General features: G+C 71.3%; 18 protein-coding genes. 15 read left to right on the top strand and 3 right to left on the bottom strand.

Annotation, left to right across the window (positions count from 1 at the left end):
* The first annotated feature begins 2 nt into the window (after positions 1 to 2).
* From KIH74_RS39405 to truB, 5 genes are all read left to right on the top strand, one after another.
* Positions 3 to 392, top strand: coding sequence for a YlxR family protein (locus KIH74_RS39405; protein ID WP_214160447.1), 390 nt, complete (start codon positions 3 to 5; stop codon positions 390 to 392).
* Between the two features lie 88 nt (positions 393 to 480).
* Positions 481 to 3,600, top strand: coding sequence for a translation initiation factor IF-2 (gene infB, locus KIH74_RS38175; RefSeq protein WP_214160446.1), 3,120 nt, complete (start codon positions 481 to 483; stop codon positions 3,598 to 3,600).
* 76 nt (positions 3,601 to 3,676) lie between these two features.
* A complete protein-coding gene (locus KIH74_RS33510; RefSeq protein ID WP_214160445.1) occupies positions 3,677 to 3,976 on the top strand; it encodes a DUF503 domain-containing protein in 300 nt (99 codons plus the stop codon).
* A gap of 16 nt (positions 3,977 to 3,992) precedes the next feature.
* Positions 3,993 to 4,445 carry a 30S ribosome-binding factor RbfA gene (rbfA, locus tag KIH74_RS33505; RefSeq protein ID WP_214160444.1) on the top strand — a complete coding sequence of 151 codons (453 nt, stop codon included), beginning with the start codon at positions 3,993 to 3,995 and terminating at the stop codon, positions 4,443 to 4,445.
* Positions 4,442 to 5,338, top strand: a complete 897-nt coding sequence (truB, locus tag KIH74_RS33500) for a tRNA pseudouridine(55) synthase TruB (RefSeq protein ID WP_308114068.1) — start codon at positions 4,442 to 4,444, stop codon at positions 5,336 to 5,338. The genes rbfA and truB overlap by 4 nt, the downstream gene beginning before the upstream one ends.
* Positions 5,339 to 5,383: 45 nt before the next feature.
* On the opposite strand, the gene KIH74_RS38170 is transcribed toward truB, so the two are convergent.
* Entirely contained in the window at positions 5,384 to 5,518 is a 135-nt protein-coding gene (locus KIH74_RS38170; RefSeq protein ID WP_281431604.1) for a hypothetical protein, read from the bottom strand.
* Positions 5,519 to 5,702: 184 nt separating this feature from the next.
* Between KIH74_RS38170 and KIH74_RS33495 the strand changes: the two genes are divergently transcribed.
* The 7 genes from KIH74_RS33495 (at position 5,703) to dapB (ending at position 14,297) form a co-directional block, all read left to right on the top strand.
* The gene (locus KIH74_RS33495) at positions 5,703 to 6,716 is read left to right on the top strand and encodes a bifunctional riboflavin kinase/FAD synthetase (protein ID WP_308114067.1); all 1,014 of its coding nucleotides are present in this window, start codon (positions 5,703 to 5,705) and stop codon (positions 6,714 to 6,716) included.
* 155 nt (positions 6,717 to 6,871) lie between these two features.
* Positions 6,872 to 7,141: a 30S ribosomal protein S15 gene (gene rpsO, locus KIH74_RS33490; protein ID WP_214160443.1), complete on the top strand. Its 270-nt coding sequence runs from the start codon at positions 6,872 to 6,874 to the stop codon at positions 7,139 to 7,141.
* 334 nt (positions 7,142 to 7,475) lie between these two features.
* Positions 7,476 to 9,713, top strand: coding sequence for a polyribonucleotide nucleotidyltransferase (locus KIH74_RS33485; protein ID WP_214160442.1), 2,238 nt, complete (start codon positions 7,476 to 7,478; stop codon positions 9,711 to 9,713).
* 2 nt (positions 9,714 to 9,715) lie between these two features.
* Positions 9,716 to 11,092 carry a M16 family metallopeptidase gene (locus KIH74_RS33480; protein ID WP_308114066.1) on the top strand — a complete coding sequence of 459 codons (1,377 nt, stop codon included), beginning with the start codon at positions 9,716 to 9,718 and terminating at the stop codon, positions 11,090 to 11,092.
* A 188-nt stretch (positions 11,093 to 11,280) separates the two neighbouring features.
* Complete coding sequence (locus KIH74_RS33475) at positions 11,281 to 12,696, top strand: ethanolamine ammonia-lyase subunit EutB (protein ID WP_214160441.1); 1,416 nt, start codon at positions 11,281 to 11,283, stop codon at positions 12,694 to 12,696.
* Positions 12,693 to 13,499, top strand: coding sequence for an ethanolamine ammonia-lyase subunit EutC (eutC, locus tag KIH74_RS33470; RefSeq protein ID WP_214160440.1), 807 nt, complete (start codon positions 12,693 to 12,695; stop codon positions 13,497 to 13,499). The genes KIH74_RS33475 and eutC overlap by 4 nt, the downstream gene beginning before the upstream one ends.
* 63 nt (positions 13,500 to 13,562) lie before the next feature.
* On the top strand, positions 13,563 to 14,297 hold the full coding sequence (gene dapB / locus KIH74_RS33465; protein ID WP_308114065.1) for a 4-hydroxy-tetrahydrodipicolinate reductase: 735 nt from the start codon (positions 13,563 to 13,565) through the stop codon (positions 14,295 to 14,297).
* A 94-nt stretch (positions 14,298 to 14,391) separates the two neighbouring features.
* Here dapB and KIH74_RS33460 read toward each other — a convergent pair whose 3' ends face one another.
* A complete protein-coding gene (locus KIH74_RS33460; protein ID WP_214160438.1) occupies positions 14,392 to 15,633 on the bottom strand; it encodes a heparan-alpha-glucosaminide N-acetyltransferase domain-containing protein in 1,242 nt (413 codons plus the stop codon).
* Complete coding sequence (locus KIH74_RS33455) at positions 15,626 to 16,162, bottom strand: GNAT family N-acetyltransferase (protein WP_214160437.1); 537 nt, start codon at positions 16,160 to 16,162, stop codon at positions 15,626 to 15,628. The genes KIH74_RS33460 and KIH74_RS33455 overlap by 8 nt, the downstream gene beginning before the upstream one ends.
* 57 nt (positions 16,163 to 16,219) lie before the next feature.
* Here KIH74_RS33455 and KIH74_RS33450 point away from each other — a divergent pair, with 57 nt between their 5' ends.
* The 3 genes from KIH74_RS33450 to KIH74_RS33440 all read left to right on the top strand — a co-directional run bounded on the left by KIH74_RS33450 (position 16,220) and on the right by KIH74_RS33440 (position 18,344).
* Entirely contained in the window at positions 16,220 to 16,897 is a 678-nt protein-coding gene (locus KIH74_RS33450; RefSeq protein WP_308114064.1) for an HAD-IA family hydrolase, read from the top strand.
* An 83-nt stretch (positions 16,898 to 16,980) separates the two neighbouring features.
* Positions 16,981 to 17,778 carry a thymidylate synthase gene (locus KIH74_RS33445; RefSeq protein WP_214160436.1) on the top strand — a complete coding sequence of 266 codons (798 nt, stop codon included), beginning with the start codon at positions 16,981 to 16,983 and terminating at the stop codon, positions 17,776 to 17,778.
* Positions 17,778 to 18,344: a dihydrofolate reductase gene (locus tag KIH74_RS33440; RefSeq protein ID WP_214160435.1), complete on the top strand. Its 567-nt coding sequence runs from the start codon at positions 17,778 to 17,780 to the stop codon at positions 18,342 to 18,344. The genes KIH74_RS33445 and KIH74_RS33440 overlap by 1 nt, the downstream gene beginning before the upstream one ends.
* The last annotated feature ends 136 nt before the right edge of the window (positions 18,345 to 18,480 follow it).

Here is an 18,480-nt window from a genome sequence, read left to right as displayed (position 1 = left end):
CTATGATTTCGAAGGCCGGTGACACGGCCACGAATCCCGAGCCGTCGAATCCACCCCGTCAGGGGCCGATTCGCACGTGCGTGGGGTGTCGTGGACGGGACAATCGGTCCGACCTGTTGCGAGTGGTCGCAGCGGAGGTCGGCGCCAAGTGGTGCGTCGTCCCCGACCCGGGCCATAAGCTGTCTGGCAGGGGTGCCTCGTTGCACCCCGTGCTGAGCTGTCTTGAACTCGCTGAACGCCGCAGGGCGTTCCCCCGGGCCCTGCGCCGTGGGGGGCCGCTCGACGCGGCCCAGGTCAGGGAGTTCCTGACAGCACAGGTATCAGAAGTGTCCTCCACTGGAAGCGGGTCCAACGCTATGAGCAGCATCCACAAGGCGGGTTCGGCGCTGTGAGCACCCGATGAGCGCGCTCCGATGAGCACCCCTTCACCGTAACGACGGTCCGTTGCCTCCTCCTGGCTCGGGCCGAGACAGGAGAGATGTGGCAAAGGTCCGGGTCTACGAGCTCGCCAAGGAGCTCGGAGTCGACAGCAAGACCGTACTGAGCAAGTTGCAAGACATGGGCGAGTTCGTTCGCTCCGCTTCGTCCACCGTCGAGCCCCCCGTCGTGCGTCGTCTGCGTGAGCAGATGCCCGCCGCGGAAGGCGCCGGTGGCCGCAAGCCCAAGCCGGCTCCGCGGCCCACCCCGGCCGCCCCGGCCAAGCCCGCGCCGGCCCCGTCGCGTCCGGCTCCCACACCGGCCGCCCCGGCTGCTCCCGCCCCCACGCCGGCTCCGGCCGCCCAGGCCCCCGCGGCTCCCGCCCCGGCAGCTCCGGCAGCGCCCGTCGCCCCGGCGGCGAGTTCCCCGGCCACCGAGGCACCGTTCACCGCCCCGGCCCCGGCTCCGCGTGCGGAGAACCGGCCGACCCCCGGCCCGCGGCCCACTCCGGGCCCGCGCCCGACCCCGGGTCGTCCCGGTCCGGCCGAGCGCCCGGCAGCCGCTGCCGGCGCCCCCGCGCCGGAGCGCACCGAGCGTGGCCCGCGTCCGGGCGGCGACCGTCCCGAGCGTGGCCCCCGCCCCGGTGGCGACGCCCGCCCGGGTCCGGGTGGCCGTCCGCAGGGTCAGCGTGGCGAGCACGGTGGCCGTGGCGACCGTCCCGAGCGCGGCCCCCGTCCGGGTGGCGACGCCCGTCCGGGTCCCCGTCCGGGTCCCGGTGGTGGTTCCCCGCGTCCGGGCAACAACCCGTTCGCTCCTTCCCAGGGCATGCCCCGTCCCGGTGGCGGGCGTGGTGGCGAGGGTGGCGGTTCGCCGCGTCCCGGCAACAACCCGTTCGCCTCGGCCCAGGGCATGCCGCGCCCGCAGCGGGGCCCGCGTCCCGAGGGTGCTCCCGCGGCCCGCGGTGACGCCGGTGACCGTCCGGCACCCCGTCCCGGTGGTCCGCGTCCCAGCCCGGGCAACATGCCCAACCGCCCGAACCCGGGCATGATGCCCGGCCGTACCAACGTCGGCCGTCCGGGTGCCGGTGGCGGCGGTGGCCGTCCCGGTGGTCCCGGTCGTGGTGGCCCCGGTGGTGGCGGCGGTGGCCGTGGTGGCTTCGGCGGCCGTCCTGGTGGCGGTCCCGGTGGCCCCGGTGGTGGCGGTGGCTTCGGCGGCCGTCCCGGTGGTGGCGGTCGTGGTGGCCGTGGTGGCACGCAGGGTGCGTTCGGTCGCGCCGGTGGCCGTCCGGTCCGGGGCCGTAAGTCGAAGCGTCAGAGGCGTCAAGAGTTCGAGAGCATGGCGGCACCGGCTCCCGGTGGCGTCACTGTTCCCCGCGGCGACGGCAACACGATCATCCGCCTGCGCCGCGGCTCCTCACTGACCGACTTCGCGGACAAGATCAACGCGAACCCGGCCAGCCTGGTCACCGTGCTGTTCCACCTCGGTGAGATGGCCACGGCGACGCAGTCGCTGAACGAGGAGACGTTCGACATCCTCGGTGAGGAGCTGGGTTACAAGATCCAGGTCGTCTCCCCGGAGGACGAGGACCGCGAGCTGCTCGGCCAGTTCTCGATCGACATCGAGGGCGAGGCGGAGGCCGACGAGGAGTTCCTCGAGGCGCGTCCGCCGGTCGTGACCGTCATGGGTCACGTCGACCACGGTAAGACGAAGCTGCTCGACGCCATCCGTCAGACCGACGTGGTGGCGGGCGAGGCCGGCGGCATCACCCAGCACATCGGTGCGTACCAGATCCACACCACGCACGAGGGCCAGGACCGCGCGATCACCTTCATCGACACCCCGGGTCACGAGGCGTTCACCGCCATGCGTGCCCGTGGTGCGAAGGTCACCGACATCGCGGTGCTGGTGGTCGCGGCCGACGACGGCGTGATGCCGCAGACGATCGAGGCGCTCAACCACGCTCAGGCGGCCGACGTGCCGATCGTGGTGGCCATCAACAAGGTCGACAAGGAAGGCGCGAACCCGGACAAGATCCGGCAGCAGCTGACCGAGTACAACCTGGTCGCCGAGGAGTACGGCGGTGACACGATGTTCGTCGAGGTCTCCGCGAAGCAGCGGCTGAACATCGACGGTCTGCTCGAGGCCGTCCTGCTGACCGCCGACGCCTCGCTCGACCTGCGGGCCAACCCGCAGAAGGATGCGCGTGGTGTCGCGATCGAAGGAAACCTCGACCGTGGCCGCGGCCCGGTGGCGACCGTGCTGGTCCAGTCCGGTTCGCTGCACGTCGGTGACTCGATCGTGGCCGGCACCGGTCACGGCCGCGTCCGCGCCATGATCGACGAGCACGGTGAGTCGGTCGAGGTGGCCACGCCGTCCCGTCCGGTCATGGTGCTCGGTCTGACCAGCGTGCCCGGCGCCGGTGACACCTTCCTGGTGGCCCCCGACGACCGCACCGCCCGTCAGATCGCCGAGAAGCGTGAGGCGATCGAGCGGAACGCGGCCCTGGCCAAGTCCCGCAAGCGGATCAGCCTCGAGGACTTCACCAAGGCCCTCGAGCAGGGCAAGGTCGAGACCCTCAACCTCATCCTCAAGGGTGACGGCGCGGGTTCGGTCGAGGCCCTGGAAGACGCGCTGCTCCAGATCGACGTCGGCGAAGAGGTCGAGCTGCGGATCATCGACCGCGGCGTCGGTGCGATCACGAAGAACAACATCAACCTCGCCGTGGCGTCCAACGCGATCATCGTCGGCTTCAACGTGAAGTCCGAGGGTCAGAACGCGGAGTACGCCGACCGTGAGGGCGTCGACATCCGGTACTACTCGGTCATCTACCAGGCGATCGAGGAGATCGAGGCGTCCCTCAAGGGTCTGCTCAAGCCGGAGTATGAAGAGGCCGAGCTGGGCACCGCGGAGATCCGCGAGATCTTCCGCTCCAGCCGCTTCGGCAACATCGCGGGTTGCATCGTCCGCACCGGCGAGATCCGGCGCAACAGCAAGGCCCGCGTGCTGCGCAACGGCGTGGTCATCGGCGACAACCTCACGATCGAGTCGCTCAAGAGGTTCAAGGACGACGCGACCGAGGTCCGCGAGGGTTACGAGTGTGGTATCGGGCTGGGGTCGTTCAACGACATCCGGAACGAGGACATCATTCAGACCTTCGAGATGCGGGAGAAGGCGCGCGTCTGAGCACGCTGAACACGGACGGCGGGTCCTTCGGGGCCCGCCGTCCGGCCTGCGCCGAGGGCGATGACGTGGAGGTGCCGTGTACGTCGGTTCGCTGACCCTGGACCTGCTGCTGGGCGACGTGCACTCGCTCAAGGAGAAGCGGTCGGTGATCAAGCCGGTCGTGGCCGAACTACGCCGCAAGTTCGAGGTGCACGCCGCCGAGACCGGCGAGGCCAACCTGCACCGGCGTGCCGAGATCGGCGTCGCCCTGGTCTCTTCCGAGGCCGGCCAGTGCCGTGAGGTGCTCGAGTCCTGCGAGCGCCTGGTGGCGGGCCGGCCCGAACTACAAGTGCTCTCCGCCCGTCTGCGGGTGTGGAGCGACACCGACGACGACTGATGAGCGGGACTGAACGATGACCGACACTGCACGGGCTCGCAAGCTGGCCGACCGGGTGCGCGAGGTGGTGGCCGAGGCCCTGGAGAAGCGGATCAAGGATCCGCGGCTGGGCTTCATCACCGTCACGGACGCCCGGGTCACGGGTGACCTCCAGCACGCCACGGTCTTCTACACCGTGTTCGGCGACGACGAGGAGCGTGCCTCCACCGCCGCCGCGCTGGAGAGCGCCAAGGGCGTGCTGCGGTCAGAGGTGGGCAAGCGCACCGGGATCCGGCTCACGCCGACCCTGGAGTTCATCGCCGACGCGCTGCCGGAGTCGGCGGCGCAGATGAACGAGCTGCTGAGCAAGGCGCACGCGCGGGACGCCGAGGTGGCGGCCCTGGCCAGCGGCGCCACGTACGCCGGTGACGCCGACCCGTACAAGAAGCCCGTGGTGGCGCAGGACGACGACGAGGACGACGACGAGTGAAGTCCCGTGAGCCGGGTCCCAGCGGCCTGGTGATCGTGGACAAACCGGCCGGGATGACCTCGCACGACGTGGTCTCCCGGATCCGCCGGCTGGCCGGTACCCGACGGGTCGGCCACGCCGGCACCCTCGACCCGATGGCCACCGGTGTGCTGGTGATCGGGGTGGAGCGGGCGACCCGGCTGCTGACCTACCTGATCGGCGCGGACAAGGCCTACTCGGCCACGATGCGCCTGGGCGTCGGCACCGTCACCGACGACGCCGAGGGCGAGGTCTCCTCGGCCCCCGGCCAGGAGCCGCTGACCCGGGAGGCCGTGGACGCCGCCGCGGAGTTCCTGCGCGGCAACATCCAGCAGGTGCCCAGTTCGGTCAGCGCGATCAAGAAGGACGGCAAGCGCGCCTACGCCCGGGTGCGTGAGGGCGAGGACGTGAAGCTCGAGGCCCGTCCGGTGACCGTGGCCCTCGACGTGCTCGCGGTGCGACCGGCCGAGCACGAGGGCACGCCGGTGCTCGACGTGGACGTGGACGTGGTCTGCTCGTCCGGCACCTACATCCGGGCCCTGGCGCGGGATCTCGGTCAGAGCCTGGGAAGTGCCGGGCACCTGACCGCGCTGCGGCGCACCCGGGTCGGTCCCTACCGCCTCGACGGTGCACGCACGCTGCCGGAGCTGGAGGAGTCGTTCGGCATCCTGCCGATCGCCGACGCCGCCCGGGCCGCGTTCACCGGCCGGGACCTGACCGAGGACGAGGCGCGTCGCCTGGCCCACGGGCAACGGCTGGAGGCGAGCGAGCTGGGGCCCGGCCCGGTGGCGGCGTTCGCCCCGGACGGGAACCTGGTGGCGCTGATCGCCGACGCCGGGCTGACCGCGCGGCCTCTCGTCGTCCTCACCGGATGACCGGCGCCGGGCTCGCCCGGCACCGGTCACCCGGCACGGGACGACTCAGCGAGAACTGGTGACCAGTACCTTCTCGTCCGTCGTCTGCTTACCGGCCTGGGCGCACGGCCAGACCGTTCCGCAGATGACGCAGAAGCCGCCACCGCTGCTGTGGATGTCGATGATTCGCTGTGCGGGCATCGGGGCCCGACCGGCAACACGCTGACTGTCCATGATGTCCTCGCTGGACTTGGTTTAACTGCTCGTCGCTGAATGATCGCTGAGCGTAAGGCCCTTGTTACCTTGCTCTCACGACAGCGGCCTGATTTCACCACATCGGAGCACCGAACGTGGAACTGAAGTACCTACCTGGCAGAGTTGTCCCGTGAAACAGAGCCAGGTGCACGTGTGGCGGGACCTCGGTGAGGTTCCTTCCGGGTTCGGGCCCTCCGCGGTGACCGTCGGCAATTTCGATGGTGTGCACCGGGGGCATCTCGCCGTTCTGAGCCGGACGGTCGAGGCCGCGCGACGTCAGAACCTGAAGGCGGTGGCCATCACCTTCGCGCCGCACCCGCTGGCGGTGCTGCATCCCGATCGCGCTCCGCAGCCGTTGTCCACCCCCGCGCACCGGCTGGAGCTGCTGGCCGACACCGGGCTGGACGCGGTGCTGATGCTGCCGTTCACCGCCGAGCTGGCGGAGTGGAGCCCGCGCCGGTTCGTGCAGGAGGTGATGGTGGACGCCCTCCACGCCCGTGAGGTGGTGGTCGGGTCGGACACCCGTTTCGGCCGCCGCAACGCCGGCGACATCGACACCCTCCGCGAGCTCGGCGCCGACCTGCACTTCACCGTCGACGAGGTGGCCGACCTGAAGGGCCCGGACACCGGCGAGGGGGCCCGGCGCTGGTCGTCCACCCTGGTGCGGGAACAGATCGTGGCCGGTGACGTGGCCGCCGCGGCCGACGTGCTGGGCCGCCCGCACCGGGTCACCGGGGTGGTCGTGCACGGCGACCATCGCGGCCGTGAACTGGGCTTTCCCACAGCCAATCTGACCACCGACGCGATCGGCGCGGTGCCCACCGACGGCGTCTACGCGGGCTGGCTGGTCCGGCCGGGCGAGACGGGTGAGCCGGGGGCCTGCTCGAAGCACGACACCGGCGAGCGGCTGCCCGCCGCGATCTCGGTGGGGACCAACCCGACCTTCGACGGCGAGCAGCGCCGGGTCGAGGCCTACGTGCTCGGCCGCGACGACCTGGACCTGTACGGCGAGCGGATCGCCGTGGAGTTCGTCGAGCGGTTGCGGCCCACCCTGCGTTTCGACGGGATCGAGGCACTGATCAAGCAGATGAACGACGACGTCGCCCGGTGCCGGGAGGTGCTCGGGGTGAACACCCCGGCCTGACCGGTGATCAGTACGGAGCGTGCCGTCGTCCCTCAATTGGGTTGACGGGGCGCCGCGCTGTTAACGTAGCGGGTGCCGTTAGATCGGCCGCGGAACCAGAGTGCCCGGGTGGATGTGCCCCGGGGCGCCGCGCAGCGAATTCACGAGGAGATCGAGTGCCGCTCGACGCCGAAACGAAGAAGAAGATCATCGCGGAGTACGCGACGGTCGAGGGTGACACCGGTTCCCCCGAGGTCCAGATCGCGATGCTGACGCAGCGCATCAAGGACCTCACCGAGCACCTCAAGGAGCACAAGCACGACCACCACAGCCGGCGTGGCCTGCTGCTGCTGGTCGGCCAGCGTCGTCGTCTTCTGAAGTACGTCCAGAAGAAGGACATCACCCGCTACCGGGCGCTGATCGAGCGTCTCGGCCTGCGCCGCTGACTCCCTGAGGCCGTGACCGGACATCCGGGCACGGCCTCTTCGGTGTGTCAGGTCGTGCCATCGGCCCATCGATGCCCGATCATCGGGTTGTCGGTGGGCCGTAGCACAATCGGCACCACCGGTAACACAGCAACACCGGCAACACTTCAGTGAGTACGAACCACAGGAGGGGTCGGCGAGGAGCCGGTCACCGGTCCTCGGTAGTGGCCTCCGCGGGCAGCCCACAGGGCGGACGCGTGGGCCTCGATCGAAGACCGGAACGTCTCGACCACGGCTCCCGCACCACTCCTGCCCGATGCCGCGGCGCAGCCGCGGAAGAACAGGAGAGTGACCCTTGGAGGGTCCCGAGATCACCGCGGCCGAGGCCGTCATCGACAACGGCAAGTTCGGCACGCGCACGGTCCGTTTCGAGACCGGGCGTCTGGCCAAGCAGGCCGCCGGCTCCGTCGCCGTCTACCTCGACAACGACACGATGCTGCTGTCGGCCACCACGGTCGGCAAGCAGCCGAAGGACCAGTTCGACTTCTTCCCCCTGACGATCGACGTCGAGGAGCGGATGTACGCGGCCGGGAAGATCCCCGGCTCGTTCTTCCGCCGTGAGGGCCGGCCCAGCACCGAGGCCATCCTGGCCTGCCGCCTGATCGACCGCCCGCTGCGCCCGACCTTCGTCAAGGGCCTGCGCAACGAGGTCCAGGTCGTCATCACCGTGCTGGCGCTGAACCCGGCCGACCCCTACGACGTCGTGGCGATCAACGCCGCGTCGCTGTCCACCCAGATCTCCGGCCTGCCCTTCTCCGGCCCGATCGGTGGCGTGCGCGTGGCCCTGATCGACGGCCAGTGGGTCGGCTTCCCGCGGCACGACGAGATCGAGCGGGCCGTGTTCGACATGGTCGTCGCCGGTCGCGTCGTCACCACGGAGGACGGCACCGAGGACGTCGCGATCATGATGGTCGAGGCCGAGGCCACCGAGGGCTCCTGGACCCTGATCAAGGACCAGGGCGCCGGCGCCCCCACCGAAGACGTGGTCGCCGCCGGTCTGGAGGCCTCCAAGCCGTTCATCGCCGCTCTGTGCAAGGCGCAGGCCGAGGTCTCCGCCGCGGCCGCCAAGCCGACCGCCGAGTTCCCGCTGTTCCCGGACTACCAGGACGACGTGTTCCAGGCCGTCGCCGCCGCGGTGTCCGACGACATGACGCAGGCGCTCACGATCGCCGGCAAGCAGGAGCGCGAGAGCCGTCTGGACGAGCTGAAAGACGGCATCAAGGCCAAGTTCTCGGCCGAGTTCGAGGGCCGCGAGAAAGAGGTCTCGGCCGCTTTCCGCGCCGTCAACAAGAAGCTGGTCCGTCAGCGCATCCTGAAAGACAAGGTGCGCATCGACGGCCGTGGCCTGGCCGACATCCGTCAGCTCGGCGCCGAGGTCGAGGTCATCCCGCGCGTGCACGGCTCGGCGCTGTTCGAGCGCGGCGAGACCCAGATCCTGGGTGTCACCACGCTGAACATGCTGCGCATGGAGCAGCAGCTGGACACCCTCTCCCCGGTGACCCGCAAGCGGTACATGCACAACTACAACTTCCCGCCCTACAGCACCGGTGAGACCGGTCGCGTCGGTTCGCCGAAGCGCCGCGAGATCGGTCACGGCGCCCTGGCCGAGCGTGCGCTCGTCCCGGTCCTGCCGAGCCGCGAGGAGTTCCCCTACGCGATCCGTCAGGTCTCCGAGGCCCTCGGCTCCAACGGGTCCACCTCGATGGGTTCGGTCTGCGCCTCCACCCTGGCCCTGCTGAACGCCGGTGTGCCGCTGCGCGCCCCGGTCGCCGGCATCGCCATGGGCCTGGTGTCCGACACGGTCGACGGCAAGACGGAGTACGCGGCTCTCACCGACATCCTCGGTGCCGAGGACGCTTTCGGTGACATGGACTTCAAGGTCGCCGGTACCTCCGAGTTCGTCACCGCGATCCAGCTCGACACCAAGCTCGACGGCATCCCGGCGTCGGTGCTGGCCGCCGCGCTGACCCAGGCCCGCGAGGCCCGGCTGCACATCCTCGACGTGATGAGCGAGGCGATCGACCGGCCGGACGAGATGTCCCCGTTCGCGCCGCGCGTCATCAGCGTGAAGGTCCCCGTCGACAAGATCGGTGAGGTCATCGGCCCGAAGGGCAAGATGATCAACCAGATCCAGGACGACACCGGCGCCGACATCTCGATCGAGGACGACGGCACGGTGTACATCGGCGCGACCGACGGCCCCTCGGCCGAGGCCGCCCGGACGGCGATCAACGCGATCGCCAACCCGACCATGCCCGAGGTCGGGGAGCGCTACCTGGGCACCGTCGTGAAGACGACGACCTTCGGTGCGTTCGTGTCCCTGGTGCCGGGCAAGGACGGTCTTCTGCACATCTCGCAGATCCGCCGCATGGTCGGTGGCAAGCGGGTGGAGAACGTCGAGGACGTTCTGAAGATCGGCCAGAAGGTCCAGGTCGAGATCGCCGAGATCGACCCGCGTGGCAAGCTCTCGCTGGCCCCGGTCCTGGAAGAGGAGACCGAGGGCAAGTCCGAGACGGCGGACGCGAACTCCTGATCGTGACGGCGACTCCTCTGCCGCTGGTCGCAGCGGGAGCCTCCGGATCGTCCCAGACCATCGCGGGGGAGGACGCCGGCGCCGTCGTGCGCCGGACCGTCCTCCCCGGCGGGGTCCGGGTGCTGTCGGAGGCGATGCCCGGACTGCGTTCCGCCACGATCGGGTTCTGGGTCGGTGTCGGCTCGCGCGACGAGACCACCGGCCACCACGGCTCCACCCATTTCCTCGAGCACCTGCTGTTCAAGGGCACGGCCCGGCGCAGCGCGATGGACATCGCCACCGCGTTCGACCGGGTCGGCGGTGAGTCCAACGCGGTCACCGGCAAGGAGCACACCTGCTACTACGCCCGGGTGCTCGACGACGACCTGCCGATGGCCGTCGACGTGCTCTGCGACATGGTCACCGGTGCCCGGCTGGAGGCCGGTGACGTCGAGAGCGAGCGCGGGGTCATCCTCGAAGAGCTCGCGATGAACGACGACGACCCGGCCGACGTGGTGCACGAGCGGTTCGCCGAACTGGTTCTGGGGCAGCATCCGCTGGGCCGGCCGATCGGTGGCACGCCGGAGACGATCCGGGCCGTGCGTCGCGAGAACATCCTCGACCACTACGCCGAGCACTACCGGGCCCCCGGCCTGGTGGTCACGGTGGCCGGTGGGGTGGATCACGACCGGGTGTGCGAACTGGTCCAGGCCAGCCTGGCCCGGTCCGGCTGGACGATCGGCGCCGGCGACGCGCCCTTCGCCCGGCGTGATGTGTCGCAGCCGGAACGGGAGCAGGCCGGCGCGTCGTCCGGTGGCACCCCGCACCGACTGGTCGTGGTGAACCGCCCGACCGAGCAGGCCAACGTGGTGGTCGGCACCACCTCGCTGGTCGCCACCGACTCGCGGCGTTATGCCATGTCGGTGCTCAACGCGGTGCTCGGCGGCGGGATGAGCAGCCGGTTGTTCCAGGAGATCCGCGAGCAGCGGGGCCTGGCCTACGCGGTGTACTCGTTCGCCAGTGGCTACTCCGACTCCGGCTACTTCGGTCTGTACGCGGGCTGCACCCCGGCCCGCACCGACGAGGTGATCGCGCTGATGGTGGCCGAACTGCGCCGCCTGGCCGCCGACGGTGTGCCGGAGGAGGAACTGCACCGCGCCCACGGCCAGCTGGCCGGCGGTCTGGTGCTGGGCCTCGAAGACACCGGTTCCCGGATGTCCCGGCTGGGCAAGGCCGAGCTGGTGCACGGTGAGTACCTGGGCCTTGACAAGGCTCTGGACCGGATCCGCTCGATCTCCGCCGCCGACGTGCGCGAGCTGGCCGCCGACCTGGTGTCCCGGCCGATGTCGCTGGCGGTGGTGGGCCCGTTCGACGAAGGCCGCACCTTCCGGCTGGAGTAAGCACGACCTTCAGTTCGAGGACGTCGGTGGGCCCGGTGGGGCTCCCGGCGTCCTCAACTGTTATGGCCCTCCCGCCGATCGCCGGAACCGGCCGAAACACACCGACCCACGACCGAAACGACCCGTTCGTTGACGCTGCCGGGACCCGATGGTGGGATGGCGGTGATTCGCCGAGCGGAGGTCGTGCCATGGTCAGGTACACGCAGACGAGCCGGGGCACGACGTACCAGTTCGACGGCCTCGTCGACCTGATGGCGAAGGCCACCCCACTCAGGTCGGGCGACGAGCTGGCCGGGTGCGCCGCGGGTTCCGACGCCGAGCGGGTGGCCGCCCAGCTGGCCCTCGCCGAGGTGCCGCTGCGGCAGTTCCTCGACGAGCCGCTGGTGCCGTACGAGACCGACGAGGTCACCCGGCTGATCCTCGACACGCACGCGCCGGATGCCTTCGAGCCGGTGAAATCGCTGACCGTGGGCGGATTTCGCGACTGGCTGCTCGACCTGGCACCGAAGCCGCAGGCCGGGGCGGTACTGGGCGCCCTGGCCCCCGGGCTGACCCCGGAGATGGTGGCCGCGGTGAGCAAGCTGATGCGCAACCAGGACCTGATCGCGGTGGCCCGGGCCACCCGGGTGACCACGGCGTTCCGCTCGACCGTGGGACTGCCCGGCCGCCTGGCCACCCGCCTCCAGCCCAACCATCCCACCGACGACCTGCGCGGCATCGCCGCGGCCACGCTCGACGGTCTGCTGCTGGGCTGCGGCGACGCGGTGATCGGCGTGAACCCGGCCGGCGACTCGCCGCAGACCTGCGCCGACCTGCTGCACCTGCTCGACGGGATCCGCTCGGCCTACGACATCCCCACCCAGACCTGCGTTCTCACCCACGTCACCACCACCATCGGGCTGATCGAGGCCGGGGTGCCGGTCGACCTGGTGTTCCAGTCGGTGGCCGGCACCCAGGCCGCGAACCAGGGCTTCGGCGTCGACCTGGCCCTGCTGCGGGAGGGACACGAGGCCGGGCTGTCGCTGAACCGGGGCACGGTCGGGCAGAACGTGATGTACATGGAGACCGGTCAGGGCTCGGCCCTGTCGGCGGACGCGCACCGCGGCGTGAACGGGCGCCCGGTGGACCAGCAGACGCTGGAGGCCCGGGCCTACGCGGTCTGCCGGGAGTTCGAGCCGCTGCTGGTGAACACCGTGGTCGGGTTCATCGGGCCGGAATACCTGTACGACGGCAAGCAGATCGTCCGTGCGGGTCTGGAGGACCACTTCTGCGGCAAGCTGCTCGGTCTGCCGATGGGCGTGGACGTCTGCTACACCAACCATGCCGAGGCCGACCAGGACGACATGGACAACCTGCTGACCCTGCTCGGTGTGGCGGGCTGCTCGTTCGTGATCGCGGTGCCGGGCGCGGACGACGTGATGCTCGGCTACCAGAGCACGTCGTTCCACGACGCGCTGTACACCCGGCAGGTGCTCGGGTCGCGGCCGGCGCCGGAGTTCGAGGCGTGGCTGCGCACCATGCAATTGATGGACGACGAGGGGCGGGTGCTGCCGGTCGAGGCGTCGTCCTCGGTGCTGCGCTCGCTGACGGCGGTGGGGCGGTGACGGACTTCTGGGACGAGCTGCGCGCCACCACCCAGGCCCGGATCGGCCTGGGCCGGGCGGGCGACGGGATGCCGACCTCGCGGGTGCTGGAGTTCCGGCTGGCCCACGCGATCGCCCGGGACGCCGTGCACGACCCGCTGGACGTGGACAAGCTGATCGCGGAGCTGGTGCGGTCGGGGGTGTGCGCCGGGCCGGACGACGGTGAGGCCGGTGAGAGCGGGGGTGCGGGGCCGCGGCTCGGGCATCCGACGACCGTGACCAGCCGTGCGGCCGACCGGGCGGAGTACCTGCGGCGTCCGGACCTGGGGCGGGTGCCGGCCGGTTCTCCCGTCGTCCCCCGTTCGACGGCGGACGTGGGATTCGTCCTGGCGGACGGTCTTTCGGCCCGGGCTCTGGCCACGCACGGGCCCGCCCTGCTGTCCGCCCTGGTGAGAGCCCTGCCGCCGACGCTGACCCTGGCCCCACCGGTGATCGCCACGCAGGCTCGGGTGGGGCTGGGCGACCACATCGGCGCGGCCCTCGGCGTGGGCACGGTGCTGGTGCTGATCGGCGAGCGTCCGGGGCTGTCCGTGGCGGACAGCCTGGGCGTGTACCTGACCCATCACCCGGAGCCCGGGCGGGCCGACTCCGACCGCAACTGCGTGTCCAACATCCATGCCCCCGGCGGCCTGGCCTACGAGGTGGCGGCCCGGGTGGTCGCCGGGCTGGTGGCCGGGGCCCGGCAGCTGGGACGCTCGGGCGTGGACCTGAAAGACACCAGCCGGGCGGCGGAACTGTCCACGCCGGACACCGCGCTGTCCTGAGGCCGGATGGTTGGCTGCCCGGTTGGCTGCCTGGTCATCGGTGGCGCTGATACCTTCACCTGCGTGACAGCGGTAGCGGTGATCGGCGCGGCCGGTCGAATGGGCAAGACCACCTGCGACGCGGTGGAGGCCGCCGCCGATCTGACGCTGAGTGCGCGGGTCGGGTCGGGCGACGACCTGGTCGCCGGGCTCAAGGGTGCGGACGTCGCGGTCGTCATGACCTCGCCGGACGGCGTCGACGACATCGTGGTGACCTGCGTGGAGCAGGGCGTGCACGCTGTGGTCGGCACCACCGGCTGGACCGAGGACGGCCTGGCCAGGGTGCGCGCGGCGCTCGCGAAGGCACCCGGCGTCGGCGTTCTGCTGGCCCCCAACTTCGCACTCGGCGCGGTGCTGCTCATGCGCTTCGCGGCCGAGGCGGCCAGGTACTTCGAGTCGGTCGAGGTGGTGGAGCTGCACCACCCGAACAAGGCCGACGCCCCCTCCGGCACGGCACGGCACACCGCCGCGCAGATCGCGGCCTCACGCCGCGAGGCCGGCCTGCCCGCATCGCCTGACGCCACCACGGCCGTGCTCGACGGCGCTCGCGGTGCGGACGTCGACGGCGTGCGCGTGCACTCGGTGCGCTTGCAGGGCCTGGTGGCCCACGAGGAGGTGCTGCTCGGTGGTCCCGGTGAGCAGCTGACCATCCGCCACGACAGCTTCGACCGGGTCTCGTTCATGCCGGGCGTGCTGCTGGCGGTGCGCCAGGTGTCGGGGCGGCCCGGCCTGGTGCGAGGGCTGGAGAACTACCTGTAGGACGCTGGTTTCGCGGCCTGGGCGGGCCCGGTCTTGTGGTCGTGCCTGGTCGTGCCTGGGCGGGCCAGCCACATGGGTGCCCGGCTCGCCCGGCTCAGCCCCGCGCGGCGACCCCGGCCATCGAGACGATCGCCTCTTCCAGCGGGCCGCGGCGCCGGGGCGCGCCCCAGAGCAGGGCGATGATGATCGCCCCCACGACGTTCAGCACCAGGTAGGGCCAGGCCGGCACGATCGGCTCGCGCAGGGCGCCGGTGTTCACACCGACCGCGAGCACGTGCACGCAGTAGAGCGTGAGCGTCATCGAGCCGGCCGCGGCCAGCATCCGCAGCGGCACCCGGACCAGGGCGGGCACCGGTTTTCGCCGGGTCAGCGCGTGCACCGCGAGCAGGGTCAGGCCGAGCACGAGCAGGGACGTGCCCACCGTGTGCACCAGGTCGGTGATCGAGCCGCTGTGCGCCACCCGCACCAGCAGCCACCACGGGTCGTTGACCGGCGTGGTGCCGTAGAAGCCGTCGTTGGGGGTGCGGCCGTCGGCGGAGTAGCGCGGCAGCAGTCCCTCGGTGACCAGGGAGCCGAACCCCCCGGCCAGATGCACCGCGGCGACCGACACCAGCCACGACCCGGCCGCCAGCGCCGCGCCGGTCGCGGCCACGGCTGCCGCGACCCGCGGGCTGCGCAACGCCAGCCGGCCCACCGCCAGGCCGGCGAAAAGGTAGGTGGTCCAGGTGAGCACGGGGTAGTAGCCGGTCAGCAGCAGATGCCGCACGGCCGGCACCAGCGGGAAAAGGGTTGCCCAGGAAAGGTTCTCGCCGGAGGCCTCGTCGAGCCCGCCCGCCCCGCGCAGCCAGTGGCTGACGGCGGGCGTGACCACCGCGCAGATGACGGCGGCGGCCGCGAGCCGCCGCGCCGGCCAGGCCAGCACCGGCACCGCGACCAGGAACAGCACGCCGTAGTAGGCCAGGATGATCGCGACCGGGGTGTCGGCCAGGCCGAGCGTGAGGCCGAGCGCCACCAGCGCGCCCGAGCGCACCAGCGTGACGTGACGGGCGCGGGCGATCCTGCGCGGGGTGGGCCGTTCGCCCCCGGAGGCCAGCGCCAGCCCGACCCCGGCCAGCACCGCGAACAGGGCCGCGGCCCGGCCCCCGGCGATCTGGTGAACGGCGCCCATCGCCCCGTCGTCCGAGCCGGCACCGAGCAGCACGTGGGTGGCCATCATGCCGAACAGCGCGAACGACCTGGCCACGTCGATGCCGGTGAGACGCGGCGCAGAGCCGGGGAGCGGGGGCGCCGTGGGGGCTCCGTCGCCGTCGACCGGCTCGCCCGGTGAGTCAGGCACCCGAGATCTCCGCGCCGTAGCGCACTTCGGTGACCGTGGCACCGCCCGGTCCGGCGAAGGACCGCCGGGCGCCGTCGGCCACCATGCCGGCCGAGGTGAAGAACCGGGCCCGGGCCTCGTCGGCCTCGGGGACCCAGACCGTCATCGCGTTCAGCCCGTGGTTGCGCAGGTGATCGACCGCCGCCGAGAGCAGCCGCGAACCGTGGCCGGCCTGCTGGTGGCCGGGATCGACCGCGAGCACGCCGAGGGCACCCGTCTCGCCGTTCGCGTCGTGGTCGTCGCTCGGCGCGACCGAGGCGAAACCCACCACCAGGTCGTCGGAGACCGCCACGAAAACACCGTGTTTCGGGCTCGGCGGGCGCAGCACCGCCTCGCGCCAGACCGGGGTCAGTTCGGACGGCGTGAGCGCCGCCAGAGCCTGGGCCGGGAGCAGCTCGGCGTAGGCGATGCCCCAGGCGCGGGCCTGGATGGAGCCGATCACCGCCGGGTCGGAGGCGCGGGCGGGCCGGACCAGGACGTTCGATGCCATGTCCGCATCATTCCACCGCCCACCGACACTCTTCCGGCTCTGGCTAGGCTGGCGCGCGTGGCCGACAACGATCTCCTGGGTCCCCTGACCGGGCGCACCTTCGCCGCCGTGCTGTTCGACATGGACGGCACCCTGATCGACTCCACCCCGGCGGTGGAGCGGTCGTGGATGCGCTGGGCGGACGAGTACGGCGTCCACCTGACTGGTTTCGGCACCTGGCACGGCGTCCCGGCGGCACAGATCGTGCCCTCGCTGATGCCGGGCACCCCGCAGCTGTGGGAGCAGGCGACCCGGCGCATCGAGCAGATCGAGACCGAGGACCTCACCGGCATCGAGGTGCTGCCGGGCAGCCGGGAGGCCCTGGGCGTGCTGGCCCCGGCCGGCCGCGCGGCGATCGCCACCTCGTGCGTGCATGACCTGGCCGTCGCCCGGCTCGGCGCGACCGGCCTGGAGCCACCGGAGGTGCTGGTCACCGCCGACATGGTGGAGGTGGGCAAGCCGGACCCGGCGCCGTACCTGCTGGCCGCCGGCCGGCTCGGTGTGGACGCTGCCGACTGCCTGGTGGTGGAGGACGCCCCGGCCGGTCTGGCCTCCGGTCTGGCGGCCGGCGCGGCCCGGCTCGCGCTGACCACCACCCACCCCGACGGCGATCTCGACGCCGAGGCGATCGTGCCGGACCTGTCGGCGGTGCGATTCGTGATCACCGGGGACGGCGTCCGGGTCGTCCCGGCCTGAACCGGTGCGGGCTGTCGGCGGGCTGCCAGTGGCACGTCGGTGGTTGTCCATGTCTGTCGGTGGCCCGTCGTACGATCCCGGGCATGAAGTCGACGCAGTACGAAGACCTGCTGGCCCACGTGATGGCGAACGGTGTCACCAAGTCCGACCGCACGGGCACCGGCACGCGCAGCGTCTTCGGCCACCAGATGCGCTTCCACATGCGCGACGGCTTTCCGCTGATCACCACCAAGAAGGTGCACTTCAGGTCGGTGGCGGTCGAGCTGCTGTGGTTCCTGCGCGGCGACTCGAACATCGGCTGGCTGCACGAGCAGGGCGTCACCATCTGGGACGAGTGGGCCTCGCCCGAGGGTGAACTCGGCCCGGTCTACGGCGTGCAGTGGCGTTCCTGGCCCACGCCCGGCGGCGGCCACATCGACCAGATGGCCGACCTGGTCAGCACCGTCCGCGCCAACCCCGACTCCCGCCGCATGATCGTGTCGGCCTGGAACGTGGCCGAGATCGACAACATGGCCCTGCCCCCGTGCCACCTGCTGTTCCAGTTCTACGTGGCGAACGGCGAGCTGAGCGTGCAGGTGTACCAGCGCAGCGCCGACCTGTTCCTCGGTGTGCCGTTCAACATCGCCAGCTACGCGCTGCTGCTGCACCTGGTGGCCCAGCAGACCGGCCTGACTCCCGGCGAGCTGATCTGGACCGGCGGTGACTGCCACATCTACGACAACCACGTGGAGCAGGTCACCGAGCAGCTGAGCCGCGACGTGCGCCCGTTTCCCGAGATCACGGTGAACCAGGCGGCAGACCTGTTCAGCTACGCCTACGAAGACATCGAGGTCGTCGGCTACGACCCGCACCCGCTGATCCGCGGCAAGGTGGCGGTCTGATGTCGCTGAGCCTGATCTGGGCCCAGGCCCGGGGCGGCGTGATCGGGCGCGACGGCGACATCCCCTGGCAGGTCCCCGAGGACCAGGCCGGTTTCCGCCGTCTCACCAAGGGCCACGCCGTGATCATGGGCCGGGCCACCTGGGACTCGCTGCCCGAGCGCTTCCGCCCCCTGCCCGGCCGGCTCAACGTGGTGCTCACCCGAGACCCGGCCTGGCGCGCCGAGGGCGCGACGGTGGCGCACTCACCGCAGGAGGCCCTGGCCGCGGCCAGAGCCTGGAACGCGGAAGCAACCGAAGACGCCGAAGCAACCGAGGGCGCGCAAGCAACCGACCGCGAGGTCTGGGTGATGGGTGGCGGCGCGGTCTACGCCACCTTCCTGCCGATGGCTTCCCGCCTGGTGGTCACCGAGGTCGACCTCGACGTCCCCGGCGACACCTTCGCCCCCGCCGTCGGTCCGCAGTGGCTGCCGGAGGCCGGCCAGAGCGAGGACTGGCTGCTGTCGCGCACCGGCACCCGGTACCGGTTCGTCCACTACCGGCGCGCCGAGCCAGAGCCCGTCATGTGACGCGCGTCACTTCTCCAGCCTTTCCGTAACATCCCCCGGTGCCACGCCGATGAGACCTGCGAGTTCCGGCGCTGCTCGAACCCCCGAGCGAGTAGCGCCGGAATTCACTGTTTTGCGCCGCACCCCGCCATCATTC

This window comes from Kineosporia corallincola (genome assembly GCF_018499875.1).
GTDB classification, from domain to species: Bacteria; Actinomycetota; Actinomycetes; order Actinomycetales; family Kineosporiaceae; genus Kineosporia; species Kineosporia corallincola.
Note: the sequence above shows the minus strand (reverse complement) of the source record. Positions and strands in the feature narration are given on the sequence as shown.

Bases quoted from the DNA above. Each gene is read 5' to 3' on its own strand.
- KIH74_RS39405 (WP_214160447.1), top strand. From the start codon at position 3: ATGATTTCGAAGGCCGGTGACACGGCCACGAATCCCGAGCCGTCGAAT.
- rbfA (WP_214160444.1), top strand. From the start codon at position 3,993: ATGACCGACACTGCACGGGCTCGCAAGCTGGCCGACCGGGTGCGCGAG.
- KIH74_RS38170 (WP_281431604.1), bottom strand. From the start codon at position 5,518: ATGCCCGCACAGCGAATCATCGACATCCACAGCAGCGGTGGCGGCTTC.
- KIH74_RS33475 (WP_214160441.1), top strand. From the start codon at position 11,281: ATGGTCAGGTACACGCAGACGAGCCGGGGCACGACGTACCAGTTCGAC.
- KIH74_RS33455 (WP_214160437.1), bottom strand. From the start codon at position 16,162: ATGGCATCGAACGTCCTGGTCCGGCCCGCCCGCGCCTCCGACCCGGCG.
- KIH74_RS33445 (WP_214160436.1), top strand. From the start codon at position 16,981: ATGAAGTCGACGCAGTACGAAGACCTGCTGGCCCACGTGATGGCGAAC.
- KIH74_RS33440 (WP_214160435.1), top strand. From the start codon at position 17,778: ATGTCGCTGAGCCTGATCTGGGCCCAGGCCCGGGGCGGCGTGATCGGG.